General features: G+C 73.4%; 14 protein-coding genes and 1 pseudogene. 8 read left to right on the plus strand and 7 right to left on the minus strand.

Going from position 1 to position 12,901, the window contains the following annotated elements:
- Positions 1-41: 41 nt before the first annotated feature.
- Positions 42-3,236: an amidohydrolase family protein gene (locus ACGFYU_RS00545; protein ID WP_393825019.1), complete on the plus strand. Its 3,195-nt coding sequence runs from the start codon at positions 42-44 to the stop codon at positions 3,234-3,236.
- 6 nt (positions 3,237-3,242) lie between these two features.
- Here ACGFYU_RS00545 and ACGFYU_RS00550 read toward each other — a convergent pair.
- Together ACGFYU_RS00550 and ACGFYU_RS00555 are read right to left on the minus strand one after the other, a co-directional pair.
- Positions 3,243-4,026 (minus strand): annotated as a pseudogene (locus ACGFYU_RS00550) (SGNH/GDSL hydrolase family protein).
- Positions 4,013-4,582, minus strand: a complete 570-nt coding sequence (locus ACGFYU_RS00555; RefSeq protein ID WP_393825020.1) for a PadR family transcriptional regulator — start codon at positions 4,580-4,582, stop codon at positions 4,013-4,015. Before ACGFYU_RS00555 ends, ACGFYU_RS00550 begins: the two are co-directional and overlap by 14 nt.
- Positions 4,583-4,669: 87 nt before the next feature.
- Here ACGFYU_RS00555 and ACGFYU_RS00560 point away from each other — a divergent pair, with 87 nt between their 5' ends.
- The gene (locus ACGFYU_RS00560) at positions 4,670-5,083 is read left to right on the plus strand and encodes a nuclear transport factor 2 family protein (protein ID WP_393825021.1); all 414 of its coding nucleotides are present in this window, start codon (positions 4,670-4,672) and stop codon (positions 5,081-5,083) included.
- Positions 5,084-5,088: 5 nt separating this feature from the next.
- The gene (locus ACGFYU_RS00565; RefSeq protein ID WP_393825022.1) at positions 5,089-5,487 is read left to right on the plus strand and encodes a hypothetical protein; all 399 of its coding nucleotides are present in this window, start codon (positions 5,089-5,091) and stop codon (positions 5,485-5,487) included.
- A 158-nt stretch (positions 5,488-5,645) separates the two neighbouring features.
- On the opposite strand, the gene ACGFYU_RS00570 is transcribed toward ACGFYU_RS00565, so the two are convergent.
- Positions 5,646-7,073, minus strand: a complete 1,428-nt coding sequence (locus ACGFYU_RS00570; protein WP_393825023.1) for a family 2B encapsulin nanocompartment shell protein — start codon at positions 7,071-7,073, stop codon at positions 5,646-5,648.
- Between the two features lie 136 nt (positions 7,074-7,209).
- Positions 7,210-7,950 carry a PP2C family protein-serine/threonine phosphatase gene (locus tag ACGFYU_RS00575; protein WP_393825024.1) on the minus strand — a complete coding sequence of 247 codons (741 nt, stop codon included), beginning with the start codon at positions 7,948-7,950 and terminating at the stop codon, positions 7,210-7,212.
- 129 nt (positions 7,951-8,079) lie between these two features.
- On the opposite strand from ACGFYU_RS00575, the gene ACGFYU_RS00580 reads away from it, so the two are divergent.
- The 3 genes from ACGFYU_RS00580 to ACGFYU_RS00590 all read left to right on the plus strand — a co-directional run bounded on the left by ACGFYU_RS00580 (position 8,080) and on the right by ACGFYU_RS00590 (position 9,155).
- Complete coding sequence (locus tag ACGFYU_RS00580; protein WP_393825025.1) at positions 8,080-8,379, plus strand: hypothetical protein; 300 nt, start codon at positions 8,080-8,082, stop codon at positions 8,377-8,379.
- A 68-nt stretch (positions 8,380-8,447) separates the two neighbouring features.
- Entirely contained in the window at positions 8,448-8,687 is a 240-nt protein-coding gene (locus ACGFYU_RS00585) for a zinc-binding dehydrogenase (RefSeq protein WP_393825026.1), read from the plus strand.
- Positions 8,688-8,807: 120 nt separating this feature from the next.
- Positions 8,808-9,155: a DUF1330 domain-containing protein gene (locus tag ACGFYU_RS00590; protein WP_393825027.1), complete on the plus strand. Its 348-nt coding sequence runs from the start codon at positions 8,808-8,810 to the stop codon at positions 9,153-9,155.
- Positions 9,156-9,335: 180 nt separating this feature from the next.
- Here the strand turns inward: ACGFYU_RS00590 and ACGFYU_RS00595 are convergent, their stop codons facing one another.
- Positions 9,336-9,740: a response regulator transcription factor gene (locus tag ACGFYU_RS00595; protein WP_393825028.1), complete on the minus strand. Its 405-nt coding sequence runs from the start codon at positions 9,738-9,740 to the stop codon at positions 9,336-9,338.
- Between the two features lie 167 nt (positions 9,741-9,907).
- On the opposite strand from ACGFYU_RS00595, the gene ACGFYU_RS00600 reads away from it, so the two are divergent.
- Entirely contained in the window at positions 9,908-10,135 is a 228-nt protein-coding gene (locus tag ACGFYU_RS00600) for a hypothetical protein (RefSeq protein WP_393825029.1), read from the plus strand.
- A 10-nt stretch (positions 10,136-10,145) separates the two neighbouring features.
- On the opposite strand, the gene ACGFYU_RS00605 is transcribed toward ACGFYU_RS00600, so the two are convergent.
- On the minus strand, positions 10,146-10,544 hold the full coding sequence (locus ACGFYU_RS00605) for a nuclear transport factor 2 family protein (RefSeq protein ID WP_393825030.1): 399 nt from the start codon (positions 10,542-10,544) through the stop codon (positions 10,146-10,148).
- A 346-nt stretch (positions 10,545-10,890) separates the two neighbouring features.
- Positions 10,891-12,093: an erythromycin esterase family protein gene (locus ACGFYU_RS00610; RefSeq protein ID WP_393825031.1), complete on the minus strand. Its 1,203-nt coding sequence runs from the start codon at positions 12,091-12,093 to the stop codon at positions 10,891-10,893.
- A 58-nt stretch (positions 12,094-12,151) separates the two neighbouring features.
- Between ACGFYU_RS00610 and ACGFYU_RS00615 the strand changes: the two genes are divergently transcribed.
- Positions 12,152-12,886, plus strand: coding sequence for a TioE family transcriptional regulator (locus ACGFYU_RS00615; protein ID WP_393825032.1), 735 nt, complete (start codon positions 12,152-12,154; stop codon positions 12,884-12,886).
- Positions 12,887-12,901: the final 15 nt, after the last annotated feature.

Below are 12,901 nucleotides of genomic sequence, written 5' to 3' on the forward strand. Positions count from 1 at the left end.
GATCGTTTGGGTGACCGACGGGGCAGTCGGGGTGGTCATCGATGCGCGAGGCGAGTGGTGGGATGCGGATTGCACGCAGGACGGTTCTCCAGGCGGCATCGGCCGGCGCGATGACGGCATGGCTCGGGCACCCCGCGGCTGTGGCCGCCTCGCCCCCGGAAGGCGTCGCGGAGCCCGCGCACCCGGTCAGGCTGCGCTTCACCCGCGCCACCAACGGCGCGGCCACCGCCACCGCCGACGGGAGCCGGGTCGTCGCCGAGGTGCAGAACATCCTCTGGTCGCTGCCCCCGGACGGCTCGCCCGCCACCCCGCTCACCCCGCCCGACCTCGAGCCCGGCCGCCCGGTGTTCTCCCCGGACGGCCGCCGGATCGCGATGAGTGCCTACCGGGGCGGCGCCTTCCACATCTGGCTGATGCGGGCCGACGGCACCGGGCTGCGCCGGCTCACCGGCGGCCCCTTCGACCACCGCGCGCCCGCCTGGTCGCCCGACGGCCGCACGCTCGCCTTCTGCTCCGAACGCGGCGGCGATCCCGTGGCGGGCAGCCCGTACCGGATCTGGACCGTCGGCGTCACCGACGGCCGCATCCGCCGCCTGACCGGTCTGCCGGGGCAGTCCGGCCCGGACCAGGAGGCCGCCTGGGAGGACTTCGACCCGGTCTGGTCGGTGGACGGCACCCGCGTGCTGTTCGTCCGCGGCACACCCACGGGGGAGACCCTGACCGCCCGGACCCTCGCCTCCGTGGCCGCCGAAGCGGCAGGGCCCGTACGGATCGAACACACCGTCAGCGACGGCAGCCTGCGGACCCCGGCGCTCTCCCCGGCCGGTCGCACGGCCTGGATCTCCGCCGCCCCCGGCGCCCGCAAGGCAGAGATCCTCACCCTGTACGCCGACGGCCGCCCGGTCGCCCTCCCCGGTGACCTCGCGCCCGCGCCCCCGCGCTGGATCGACGACGAGCGTCTGCTGATCACCGTCGACGGCGCCTTCCGGGTGATCCGCCCCCACCGGGACCCCGTCGGATACGGGATTCCCCTCGACGCCACCCTCGAACTGCCCCGCCCCGTCCGCCGCGTCAAGCAGTACGCACTGGAGGCCGAGCGGAGCCGCCCCGTGCTCGGCCTCCACCTGCCCAGCCTGTCGCCCGACGGCCGCACCGTGGCCTTCGCCGCGCTGGGCGCCCTGTGGACCGTGCCCGTCACCGGGGGAGCGCCCCGCAAGGTCCTCCAAGCCCCGGCCACGGTCTACGTCCAGGGGCCGGTGTGGACCCCGGACGGCCGGGCCCTGGTGTACACCGACGACCGCGACGGGCTGAACACCGTACGCCGCCGCGAACTCACCGGCGGCGCCGAGAGCGTGCTCTCCCCGAGCGGCCGCGTCTACGGGTCCCTCTCCCCGGACGGCACCCGGCTCGCCGCCCTCGACCTCGCCGGAAGGCTCATCGTCCGCGACCTCGCCACCGGTACGGACACCCCGCTGGTGGAGGCCCTCGGCGGAGGCGGCCTGCCCAGCCCGCCCAGCTGGTCGCCCGACGGCCGCCACCTCGCCCTCTGCGACCGCAACCGGCTCAGCCGGCGCTTCCGCGAGGGCCACAACCTCATCCGGATCGTCGACACCACCACCGGCGCCGCCCGCCTCCACGCCCTCGCCCCGCACGCCTCCCTCTCCGACCGCTACGCCTCCGGCCCCGTCTGGTCACCCGACGGCCGCTTCCTGGCCTGCGTCGGCGAATCGGCCCTCTGGCTGCTCCCCGTCACCCCCGACGGCACCCCCGCCGGCCCGGCCCGCCTCCTCACCGACGAGCCCGCCGACCACCCCTCCTGGTCCGCCGACTCGCGCACCCTGCTCTACCAGTCCTGCGCCCGGCTGCGCCTGCTCTCCCTCGACGCCGACGGAACGCCCGCGGGACCGCCCCGTACCGTCCCGCTCACGCTGACCTACCGCCGCCCCGCCCCCGTCGACACCGTCGTGCACGCCGGACTCCTCTGGGACGCCACCGGAAGCCCGCCCCGCGCCGACGTCGACGTCCTGGTCCGGGGCGGCCGGATCACCGCGGTCGAGCCCCACCGGCCGGGCCGCCGCGCCGTGCGCACCGTCGACGCCTCCACCGGGACGGTCCTGCCGGGCCTGTGGGACGCGCACGTCCACCCGTACCCGTACACCTACGGGGCCCGGCAGGGCGCGCTGCACCTCGCCTACGGCGTCACCACCGCCGTCTCCCTCGGCGGCTCCGCCTACGAACAGGCCCGGCTGCGCGAGGACATCCGGGCGGGCCTGCTCGCCGCACCCCGGCTGCTGGCGGGCGGCGAACTCCTCGACGGCTCCCGGGTCGCCTACAGCATGGGGCGCGCCCACCGCACCCGCGCCGGATTCGCCCGCTCGCTGGCCCGGGCCGCAGCCCTGGACTGGGACTTCGTCAAGACGTACGTCCGCGCCCCGTACGCGTACATGGAGGACGCCGCCCGCTTCGCGCACGAGCGGCTCGGCGTCCTCGCCGGATCCCACCTGTGCGCCCCCGGCATCCAGGCGGGGCAGGACCTGACCACCCATCTGGTGGCCACCGAGCGCGCCGAGTACGGCCACGGAGCGACCCCGGGCGGGCACACGTACCAGGACACGGTCGAGGTCTACACGCACGGCCGGTTCGACCTCATCGCCACCCCCTTCGGCGCCCTGCCCCTGATCGGCGCCGATCCGGCGCTCGCCGAGGACGCCCGGGTCACCGCGCTGATGCCGCCCTGGGACGTGGCGGCCGTCCGGGCCGCGGCCGCGCAGCCGCCGAGCCCCGAGCAGAGCGCCGCCCTGGAACGGGAGGTCGCCACCTACCGGTCCGTCCTCGCGGGCGGCGGCCGGGTGGCGCTGGGCACCGACGCCCCGCTCACCCCCGTCGGCCTGCACCTCCACCTGTCCCTGCGCGCGCTGCACCGGTACGGGTTCACCCCCGCCGAAGCGCTGACCACCGCCACCCGCACCCCCGCCCGCGTCTTCGGCGCCGCGGACCACCTGGGCACGGTCGAGCCGGGCCGGATCGCCGACCTCACCCTCGTCGACGGCGACCCCTTCACCGACTTCGCCGACCTGGTCCGCGTACGGGGCGTCCTGCGCGGCGGCACCCTCCACGAACGCACCACCCTGCAAGGCGCCTTCGCCCGTGCCGCCACACCGCCCGACGACTGGCGCGCGGTCCTCCGCCAGATGCTCCGCGACGGCTGCTGCACCGCCCACGGTGGTCCGGCCTGAACCGTCCTACGGGGTCACGGGCAGGAGCTGCGGGCGCTTGGCGGTGCGGCCGTCGCCGGAGGAGCGGCCGCGCAGCCGGCGGGCCGAGCCAGGGGCCGAGGAACGAGGCCGCCCAGCGCAGTTCGGCCCCGGCGGCGCGCAGGCCCGAGGGAGCCGGCAGCGGGGGCAGTGGCTCGGTCCAGGCGTCGCTGCTCCCGGGCAGCCGCAGGGCGTGGGCGAGGGCCGCGGCGATCCGCTCGTGCCCGAGGGGGCTGGCGTGCAGCCGGTCGGCGCTCCACATCCGCGGGTCGGTGGAGACGGCCTGCAGGCCGGTCTCCGCGACGGTGACCCCGTGCCGGGCGGCCGCGGCGCGGATGTGGTCGTTGAGAGCGAGGACGCGGGACCCGAGGGGCCGCGCCAGCGGCGCGACCTTGCCCACGTCGGGGAAGGTCACGGTCACCACGTGCGTCCCGGCCGCCGTCAGCGCGGCGAACATCTCCTCCAGCTGCCCGGCCACCGCCGCGGCGTCGAACCGGGGCCGGAGCAGGTCGTTGACCCCTGCGACCACGGTGGCCAGGTCGGGGCGCAGGGCCAGCGCGGGCCCCAGCTGCTCGTCGAGGACCTGACCTGCGACGCGTCCCCGTACCGCCAGATTGGCGTACAGCAGGCCGGGGTTGGCGGCCGCGAGGTGCTCGGCGAGCCGGTCGGCGAAGCCGCGCAGGCCCACGAGGTCGTCGCCGTCGCCCATCCCCTCCGTCTGGCTGTCGCCCAGGGCCACGTATCGCAGGTGGTCTCCGTCACCGATCGTCATGGGTCCTCTGCCTCTCTCTCAGGATCGCCGCGCTCCGCAGGCACCAGTCCCGGTGGCCCTGTTCGAAGGCCAGACCGCGCAGGCCCGTCAGGTAGCCCCCGATCCGCTCCCCCCGGAGCAGGAACTCCTCCTCGTCGGCTTCGCCGCGCATGTTCCGCAGCACCTTGCCGAGGAGTTCGATCTTCGCCCCGGCCGCGGCCGCCCGCTCTTCGAGCTGTTCGATCACCGGGGCGATGCCGACGCGGTCGGCGGTCTGGACCTTGACGAGCAGGTCGTCGCGGATGAAGGTCGGCTTCGACGGCGCCGTGGCGAACCGTTCCAGCTCCTCCCGGCCGGCCGGGGTGACCTGGAAGAGCCGCTTGTTGGGCCGGGTCTCCTGGACCACCTGCCGCCCCGCTACGAGGCCTTCCTTCTCCAGTTTGGCCAGCTCGGCGTACAGCTGCTGGGGCTGTGCGTGCCAGAAGTTGGCGACGCCGAGGCCGAAGTCCTTCGCCAACTCGTAGCCGCTGTACTCGCCGTCGAGCAGCGCAGCCAGCACGGCGTGTTTCAAGGCCATCGCAGCCGCCCCCTTCCCGTTCCGTGTCCGCGCCTGCATCATACTCATGAAACTGACTAGTCATAATGATGAGTATCAGGAGGGGTCATGGAGACTGCCGAACGCTTCCGCGCGGCCGTGGAGAAGCGCGATCTCAGCGCGATGGAAGACCTGTTCACGGAGGACGTCCGCCTCTACAGCCCGGTGAAGTTCACCCCCTTCGAGGGCAAGGCGGCGGTGCTGGGACTCTTCGGCGTCCTGCTGCGCACCTTCGAGGACCTCCGCTACCTCGGCCGGCTCGACGGGGCGGCCGAGACCAGCGCCGACGGGGCGCAGGCGCCGTCGGTGATCCTGCCCTTCCGGGGCACGGTGAACGGCAAGCAGATCCACGGGATCGACCTGCTCCAACTCGACGGGGCCGGCCGCGTCAAGGAGTTCACCGTCATGGTCCGCCCGCAGTCCGCGGTGCACGCCCTGGGCGAGGCGGTCCTCGCCGGCCTGGTCGAAGACGGGCTCGCCTGACGGCGATGTCAGTGGTCCGTGCCAGGATCGGCGCCAGGAACCTTCCTGCCCCCCTCCCGACGGACCCCAGCAGGTCGGAGGCGTATGCCGACTGGGCGCGGACGCACGAGCCGGGCGCGGAGAGCGCCGCGCTCGGCCTGCTCGCCGAGGCGCGCGACCGCGTCTCGCCGGTGGCCGAGGTGGGCGAGGCGCTCGGGGTCGGCCCGGACGCAGGCGGCCTGTACCTGCAACTCCTGGCGCCGGCCCGCCCGACCGACCGCAACGTCCGCCGTTGGAACCGCTGGACGCCCGCCCGGCACAAGGCGGCCCAGGCCGGGCTGTCGGCGGCGGGCGCGGTGGAGACCGGGCGGCGGGCCCGGGCCGGGCGCACGGCCTTCGTCCCCGGCCCGTGGACGGAGCTCTAGGCCCCCCACCTGCCGCTCGAATCCGCCAAGCTCGCCACCCACCTGGCCGACGCCGGAGGCTCGGAGCTCCAGGGCCCGTTCACCAGCCTCCTGCCCCCGGTCCCCGCGCACGGACTGTTCGCGCGGGCCTGGACCGCCACCCGGCCGTAGGGAGCCGCTCACGCGCGCGGCCGGACCTCGACGTTCTCCAGGATGCCGATCGCGTCCGGGACGAGGACGGCCGCCGAGTAGTAGGCCGTGACCAGGTAGGAGATGATCGCCCGCTCGTCGATGCCCATGAAGCGGACGTTGAGCCCCGGCTCCAACTCGTCCGGCAGACCGGTCTGGTACAGGCCGATCACACCCTCGTTGTCCTCGCCCGTGCGCACCGCGAAGATCGAGGAGGCGTGCTGCTCGGTGATGGGGATCTTGCCGCACGGCAGGATCGGGATCCCCCGCCAGGCCGGGATGGGGTGGCCGTCGACGTCCACGCTGTCGAGGGCGAGCCCGAGCTTGTTGCACTGCTTGCCGAAGGCGGCGATGGCCTTGGGGTGGGCGAAGATGTACTGGGTGCCGCGCCGCATGCTGATCAGGTCGTCGAAGTCGTCCGGGGTCGGCGGCCCGCAGTGGGTCTGGATGCGCTGGTCGTAGTCGGTGTTGTGGAGCAGCCCGAATTCCGGGTTGTTGACGAGCTCGTACTCCTGGCGCTCCCTCAGTTCCTGGATGGTGAGCCGCAGTTGCTGCTCGGTCTGGTTCATCGGCTGGTTGTAGAGGTCGGCGACCCGGCTGTGCACCCTGAGCACGGTCTGGGCGACGCTCAGCTCGTACTCGCGCGGCTTGAGCTCGTAGTCGGCGAAGGCGCCGGGGAGGAGGGCCTCGCCGATGTGTCCGGCGCTGAGTTCGATGGCTTTCTCGCCGTGCCTGTTGGTCTTGAAGCCGTTGGAGGCGCTGTGGACGCCGGTCACGTGGGCACGCAGGTGCTCGTACCGGGCCGCGACCGTCTTGTACGCCGCATGGGGGAGGGTCAGTACCGTGACGGCGGTCGCCGCGCGGGCGGTGTAGTCCCAGGTGGCGCCGTTCGACCCGGCGAGGGTGTGGCCGCCGAAGGTGTCCCCGTCGCCGAGCCGCCCGAGGACGTTCTCCTCGCCGTACTTGCCGGTCCCGACCTTCTCGACCTTGCCGTGCGCGATGAGGAAGACGTGGTCGGCCTTCTTGCCCGCGTGCACGATCACCTGGCCGGGCTCGTACTCCTTCTGCACGAACTTCTCGGCGAGCGCCCCCAGCGCGAGCGGGTCGTCGAACCCGCGCAGCAGCGGCAGTTCGGCGAGCTCGGCGGGGATGACCTGGACCTTGGAGCCGCTCTTGACGAAGGTCACGCGGCCGTCGCCGACGACGTACGCGAGGCGGCGGTTGACGCGGTAGACGCCGCCGGGGGTGTGCGTCCACGGCAGCTTGCGCAGCAGCCAGCGGGAGCTGATGCCCTGCATCTGGGGTTCGGACTTGGTGGTGGTCGCGAGATTCCGCGCGGCCGCCGTGCTGAGGCTGTGCTGCGCCTGATCGCGTTCCGCCGCTTCGGTCGCGGCACCCGCTTCGGTCCCGATCGACATGGACTACCTCACTTTCGGCGAGCGGGCCCTTCCTCACTCTCCGTGTCTAGACCTAACGCAGCGTGGTCACGTTCGGCCGAAGGCGCTCCTGCGTTTGGACCGGATGGCCTAATCCGCCCCTCTCGTGTCGGCGTGTCTATGCGCCGATGCGTACCAGCGCGAGCGTGATGTTGTCGGGGCCTCCGGCCGCGATGGCGGCCCTCCACAGCTCGAAGGCGGCCCTGCCGTCGTCGTGCAGGCGCAGCAGCTCGTCGATCGCGTCGTCGGGCAGCGGGTCGGTCAGCCCGTCGCTGCACACCAGGTAGCGGTCGCCCGTGGCCAGCGGGAAGGTCGCCACGTGGGGGTGGACGTCGCTCAACCCGCGGGTGCCGCCGAGCGTCTGCGTGACGAGCGAGGTGGTGCGCCGCGGCGGCACCGGTGGCGGGCTGTCGTCCACGCTCACCTGGCGAAGCCCGTCCCGGCCCGCGTCGAACACCTTGCTGTCGCCGACGTTGAAGGCCATCAGGGACTCCGCCAGCACGACCGCGCCCGCGACCGTGGTCCCCATGCCCACCAGCTCCGGACGGCCGTCGGCCGCCGAATGCACCACGCGGTTGCACAGGTCCAGAGCGTCGCCGAGGGCCTGCGCGTCATCGAGCGAAGGACCGGCCGTGGCGAGCTGGCGGACGACCAGCGCACTGGCCACCTCGCCCGCCGGCTGCCCGCCCAGCCCGTCGGCCACCGCCACGACCAGCGGTTTCCCGAGCCGGAACACCAGGGTCTGGGGGTTCTCGGTCACGGTCCCGCACAGGGTCCACGGCCCGACGACGAGGCTGTCCTCGTTCTGGTCGCGGACCAGTCCGACGTGGCTCAAGGCGGTCACGGCTACGTACGCCACCCCACCATTGTCGCGCCGCGGGCTCGGCATGCGACCCGCCGCCCGCCGGAGCACGCTGGGGATGGGAGCCGCCCGTCCCGACGAGGGCGGCGGCCCGACCGGCAGCCGGGCAGGAAGGGATGGGCAGCGATGTTCGCGAGGCTGAGCACCTACCAGGGGTCACCCGTTCCACCGGAGGGGGACCTGAGCCGGAATTCGGCGGAGATCGTCAAGAAGGTCAAGGGGGTTCCCGGCTTCCGCGGCGTCTACTACTTCGTCGACCGCGCCTCCGGCCGGGCCAAGTCGCTGACCCTGTGGGACGACGAGCAGAGCATGCTGGCCAGCGAGGAGGAGACCACCAGGCTCCGGGAGGAAATCGCCCAGCGCGAGGGGCAGCGCATCGTCTCGGTCGAACGCTTCGAGGTCGGGTTCAGCCACCTGGAGCCGTGACCCGCCATCCCCGCCGGCCGTCTTCCCCCGGGTCCCTGCCCGGTGCGCAACCTTAGGGGTTCTCCCCGATGTCCGCGCCGGGGCCGCTCGCCTACCGGGGCCCGCTCCTCTCGCCCTTCGTCAGCCAGCGGCTGCTCGTCCTCACGGCGACACCGAAGAGGGAGAACCTGGCGGCCCTGCGGGAGTTCGCCGAGTCGGGACGGGTCACCCCGGTCGTCGACCGGACCTACCCGCTGAGCGAGGCGCCCGAGGCCATCCGGTACCTCGAAGTGGAACACGCGCGCGCGAAGGTCGTCATCACCGTGTGACACCCGGCACCGGCCGGGCCCGATGGCAACTACCCGCGAGGTAATCGCCCCCTCGCGGGCCCCCGGCTACGTTCTGGTCGTCGTCCCGCCCGGGGCGAACCGGAACGAAGGAGCCCGACCATGGCCGCCTATGGCTTCGCCCATCTCCACAGCCGCCGGCACCACGCCGACGTCATCGAGTACCTGGAGCGCATCCAGGCCACCCTGGACCCCTTCGCGGGCCGCTTCGTCATCCACGGCCCGCCGGCCGAGATCGTGGAGGGCGCCTGGCCGGGCACCATGGTGCTGATCGAGTTCCCCACCCTGGCCGCGGCCCGCGCCTGGTACGACTCGCCGCCCTACCAGGACATCCTGCGCCTGCGCACGGACCACATCGAGGGCGACCTGGTGCTGGTCGAGGGCGTCGGACCGGACTACGACCCGGCACGGCGGGCGGCCGCCCTGCGCGCCGAGGCCGCAGGCCACTGACCCCCCGGCTTGCCGATCAGGCCGCCCGGCGGAGCGCCCGGCGCAGGACGTGGCGGGCTGCCCGGCGGGCGTGTCTTCACCGTGCCCCCGGCGACACCCACCAACTCCGCGATCTCCCGGTGCCCAGCCCGTCGGCCGGCGCCGGCACGCTCCGCAGCTCCTGTACGGACAGCTCCCCGATCACGGCCGTCCATCACCGAGGCCAGCAGCTCGGGGGAGAGGACCGCGTGGTGCCGGGCGGCGTCCCGTACGGCCTCGGCCAACTCCGCGCCCGACGCCGTCTTCAGCAGGTACCCGTCCGCCCCGGCCCGCTAGATCCGGGCCACGGCCTCCTCGTCCGTACGGGTCGTCAGCACGACGATCCCCAGCGCGGGGTGCCGGGCCCGCAACCGCCGCGCCGTCCAGGGCGCCCGGCATGACGAAGTCCAGCAGCACCACATCGGCGTCCTGCCGCCGCACGGCCTCCACGGCCTCGGCGCCCGACCCCGCCTCACCGACCACCTCGATGTCCTCGGCGGTGCCCAGCACCCCGCGCAGCCCCGCCCGGACGATGTCCTCGTCATCGGTGACCAGCACCCGGATCATCCTGCCACCTTCCTCTCCCCGTCCGGCTCTTCGGCGACCCCGTCCAGCGGCGCCACCGCCCGCCGGGCCGCGCGGCCCCGTGCACGGCCCCCGGAAAGGGGCCGTGCACGGGGCATGGCCCAGCCGTCGGCGGGTAGGCGCAGGGCGCTGCCGGAGGCGGTTCCATCATGAATGCACACACACCATTGCTCTCCGCTACGGGTGGCGCGCTGTTGGCCCCGTCCGACCAGGTCACCGGCCTGCAGCGGCGCCTCGGGGCGGAGTGGCTGCGCTCCACCGACGAGACGGACCTCGACCCCGAGACCGTGCTCGCCCTGGCCGGCATGATCAACGTGCTGGCCGACCAGTTCGACGTCGACTGCGTCGCCTTCATGCCGCAGAACGAGGAGATCTGACCCCTCACCTCTACTCGACGACGGTGTCGCCGTGCCGATGGGCCACCCGCCACTCGCCGTCCTCGCGGCGGTAGACCTGGGTGGCCCGCAGCGTGTACGTGCGCGGATGTCCGTCGACGGACGTGGAAGTGTGCTCCAGGCCGGCCGTATAGGCCATGTCACCCATGACGTCGTAGGCCTGTAGTTCGAACGTGAACGACCTGCAGTCGGAGAAGCTCTTCCCGAGATCGGCAAAGAGCTCGTCGAGCTCCTTCTGGCCGTAGGCGTTGCGCCAGGCCCCCAGGACACTCACCGGCTCGTTGCGTGACCAGAGCGCCCGGCGGGGAGCCGCGTCACCGTTGTGCAGCGCACGCTCCGCTTCGAAGAGGGCGGTCCGGACCCACGCCAGGAAATCCTCGCGGTCGCTCATGCCTTCATCATGCGCCGGTCTGAGCCCCACCCGTTGTCAAGTCCCGACTTTCCGGGCCGTGACCCGTGCTCGCGCCGTGGGGCGCAATGGGGTCGTCAGCCCGTTCCCCCGATCCGCGTAAGGACCTCTCCCATGGCGATCACCCGGACCCGACGCGTCCTCCTCCTCATCATCGCGAGCGCGTTCGCGGCCATAGGCGGCTCCCTGTCCTCCTCCATGTCCGCCCCCCTGAACATGGCCCCCGTGGGCGTCGCCGCCCATGTCGACTCCAAGGACCCCCGGGCCCCCGGGAACGATCCCCCACCCGGGTGCCCGGAGGGCGAGCCGGCCACCCCGCGGTCGGGCACTAGCTCCGCGGGACGTCCTTGACGAACACCAGGCCGTCGCTGTTCGGGAGGTGGGTCGGGTCGAGCGGGGCGTAGCCGAACCAGGGGGATACGCGGGGCACGGGCCGCGCGTCGCCGAGGGCGGTGGCCAGCCGGGGCGCGTCGATGACGTAGCGGTCCTCCGGGAGCGCGTACAGGAGGCCTTCGACGGTGTCCGGCGGCGGGGTGCCCACGCCCTGGTGGCGGATCGTGCCGAGCGCGGTGGCCAGGAAGGCGTACTCCTCGCCCAGGCGGGTGCTCACGAGCGCACCGGCGCTCCACCAGTCCAGCCGCATCCCGCCCATCCGCATCGTGCTCTTCTCCCGCTGGAGATGGGAGTTGTGGGCGTGGATCAGTGCTGGACCCCGTTCGGCGAGGGCGAGGAGGTTGGCGGCGATCATTGCGTCCCGCAGACCCACCAGCCGGGTCATGCGGGCCGGTGAGGTGTCGGCCATCCAGAAGTGGTAGCGCAGCAGGCCCGTGGCGGTGCGCCCGTACAGGCGCGCCCGTTCCCAGTCCTCCCGGGAGGTGGCCGTGATCAGGTGGGGCGTCTGCTCGTCGAGCAGGGCCACCAGATCGTCGGCGAGCAGCCGCAGCTCCCCGGCCTCGGCCGACCGCCCCACGGACCGGGACGGGTCCATCATCGCGGCGGGTTCGGTCCACCGGTCGTCGGGGCCGAGCAGGCGGTCGAGCGTGTCTGCGGAGCACGGGAGCAGGTCCGCGTCCACCCGGGTGGCGAGGTACCCGTGGAGCGCGTGCAGGGCCTGCCGGGGGCTCGCGGCGCCGCTGATCTCCAGCGGGCCGTCGCAACCGGCGAAGCGGAGCCGGTCGGACGCGGGCCGGCCGTCGTTGTACGCCCGCATCCAGCGCACGAGTTCACGGTTGGCCGGGGAGGTGCCCCAGCCGTGGCTGAAGCCGCGCTCCATGACCTCGCCGAGGGTGCCCGTGCCCGAGGTGACGTACTCGTCCACGACCAGGCCCATCATGCAGTCGCTCTCGATCGCGATCGTCCGGTAGCCCTCCTGCTCGACGAGCTGCCGGAAGAGCTCGTTGCGCAGGTCGAGCAGGGTGTCCTCGCCGTGGGTGGGCTCGCCCAGGGCGAGCAGCCGGGGCCGGCGGGGCAGCAGCTTCATGACGGCGGCGGCCTCGACGGCCCGGCCGGTGTCCTTGATGTCGGTAGCCATGCCTTCAACGCTATCGTTGAACCTTCGGTTGAAACTTTCGCGCGATGTGGGCGGGGCTGTGGGGCGAAACCTTCAAAACGGTGGTCAGCTCAGGCCGATCGACCTGGCGCGCCGGCACGGTCTGTCCACGCAGGCCGTCAGGAACTACGAGGAGGCCGGCATCCTTCCGGCCGCCGGCCGCACGCCCCACGGCTACCGGACCTACACCCCGCTGCACGCGCGGGCCCTGGACGCCTTCCTCGCCCTGGTGCCCGGCCACGGCCACCCGACGGCGACCTCGATCATGCGGGCCGTGAACGGGGGCGGGGTCGACGAGGCGTTCCGCCTCATCGACGAGAGCCACGCCCAGCTGCTCGACGACCGGCGCACCCTCCAGGCCGTGGAGAGCGCCCTGCGCGACCTGACGTCCTCGGCGGCGCCCGAACGCGACGCCGCGGTGTCCGAGTCCGGCGGTACCTTCATCGGACCGCTGGCGGGGCAGCTCGGGATCCGGCCCGCGACGCTGCGCAAGTGGGAGCGCGCGGGGCTGGTGCGCCCGCGCCGCGACCCGCTGACCGGGTACCGCGTCTACGACGGGGCCGACGTACGGGACGCCCGGCTGGTTCACCAGCTCAGGCGGGGCGGCTACCTGCTGGAGCAGATCGCCCCGCTGATCGACCGGGTGCGGGCGGCCGGCGGGCCGGCGCCTCTGGAGGCCGCACTGCGGGACTGGCAAGGCCGGCTGTCCGCCCGCGGGCGGGCGATGCTGACCGGCGCCGCCGAGCTGGAGGCGTACCTGCGCGAGCGCGGCTGACATGCCGCTTTCGGT

Origin of the sequence: Streptomyces sp. NPDC048337 (assembly GCF_043201175.1) — a bacterium.
Lineage (GTDB): Bacteria > Actinomycetota > Actinomycetes > Streptomycetales > Streptomycetaceae > Streptomyces.

What these genes read in the sequence shown, in the direction of transcription:
- ACGFYU_RS00570 (WP_393825023.1), bottom strand. Translation starts at nt 7,073, where the DNA reads ATGTCGATCGGGACCGAAGCGGGTGCCGCGACCGAAGCGGCGGAACGC.
- ACGFYU_RS00595 (WP_393825028.1), bottom strand. Translation starts at nt 9,740, where the DNA reads ATGATCCGGGTGCTGGTCACCGATGACGAGGACATCGTCCGGGCGGGG.
- ACGFYU_RS00600 (WP_393825029.1), top strand. Translation starts at nt 9,908, where the DNA reads ATGAATGCACACACACCATTGCTCTCCGCTACGGGTGGCGCGCTGTTG.
- ACGFYU_RS00605 (WP_393825030.1), bottom strand. Translation starts at nt 10,544, where the DNA reads ATGAGCGACCGCGAGGATTTCCTGGCGTGGGTCCGGACCGCCCTCTTC.
- ACGFYU_RS00590 (WP_393825027.1), top strand. Translation starts at nt 8,808, where the DNA reads ATGGCCGCCTATGGCTTCGCCCATCTCCACAGCCGCCGGCACCACGCC.
- ACGFYU_RS00560 (WP_393825021.1), top strand. Translation starts at nt 4,670, where the DNA reads ATGGAGACTGCCGAACGCTTCCGCGCGGCCGTGGAGAAGCGCGATCTC.
- ACGFYU_RS00610 (WP_393825031.1), bottom strand. Translation starts at nt 12,093, where the DNA reads ATGGCTACCGACATCAAGGACACCGGCCGGGCCGTCGAGGCCGCCGCC.
- ACGFYU_RS00555 (WP_393825020.1), bottom strand. Translation starts at nt 4,582, where the DNA reads ATGGCCTTGAAACACGCCGTGCTGGCTGCGCTGCTCGACGGCGAGTAC.
- ACGFYU_RS00580 (WP_393825025.1), top strand. Translation starts at nt 8,080, where the DNA reads ATGTTCGCGAGGCTGAGCACCTACCAGGGGTCACCCGTTCCACCGGAG.
- ACGFYU_RS00565 (WP_393825022.1), top strand. Translation starts at nt 5,089, where the DNA reads ATGTCAGTGGTCCGTGCCAGGATCGGCGCCAGGAACCTTCCTGCCCCC.
- ACGFYU_RS00545 (WP_393825019.1), top strand. Translation starts at nt 42, where the DNA reads ATGCGCGAGGCGAGTGGTGGGATGCGGATTGCACGCAGGACGGTTCTC.
- ACGFYU_RS00585 (WP_393825026.1), top strand. Translation starts at nt 8,448, where the DNA reads ATGTCCGCGCCGGGGCCGCTCGCCTACCGGGGCCCGCTCCTCTCGCCC.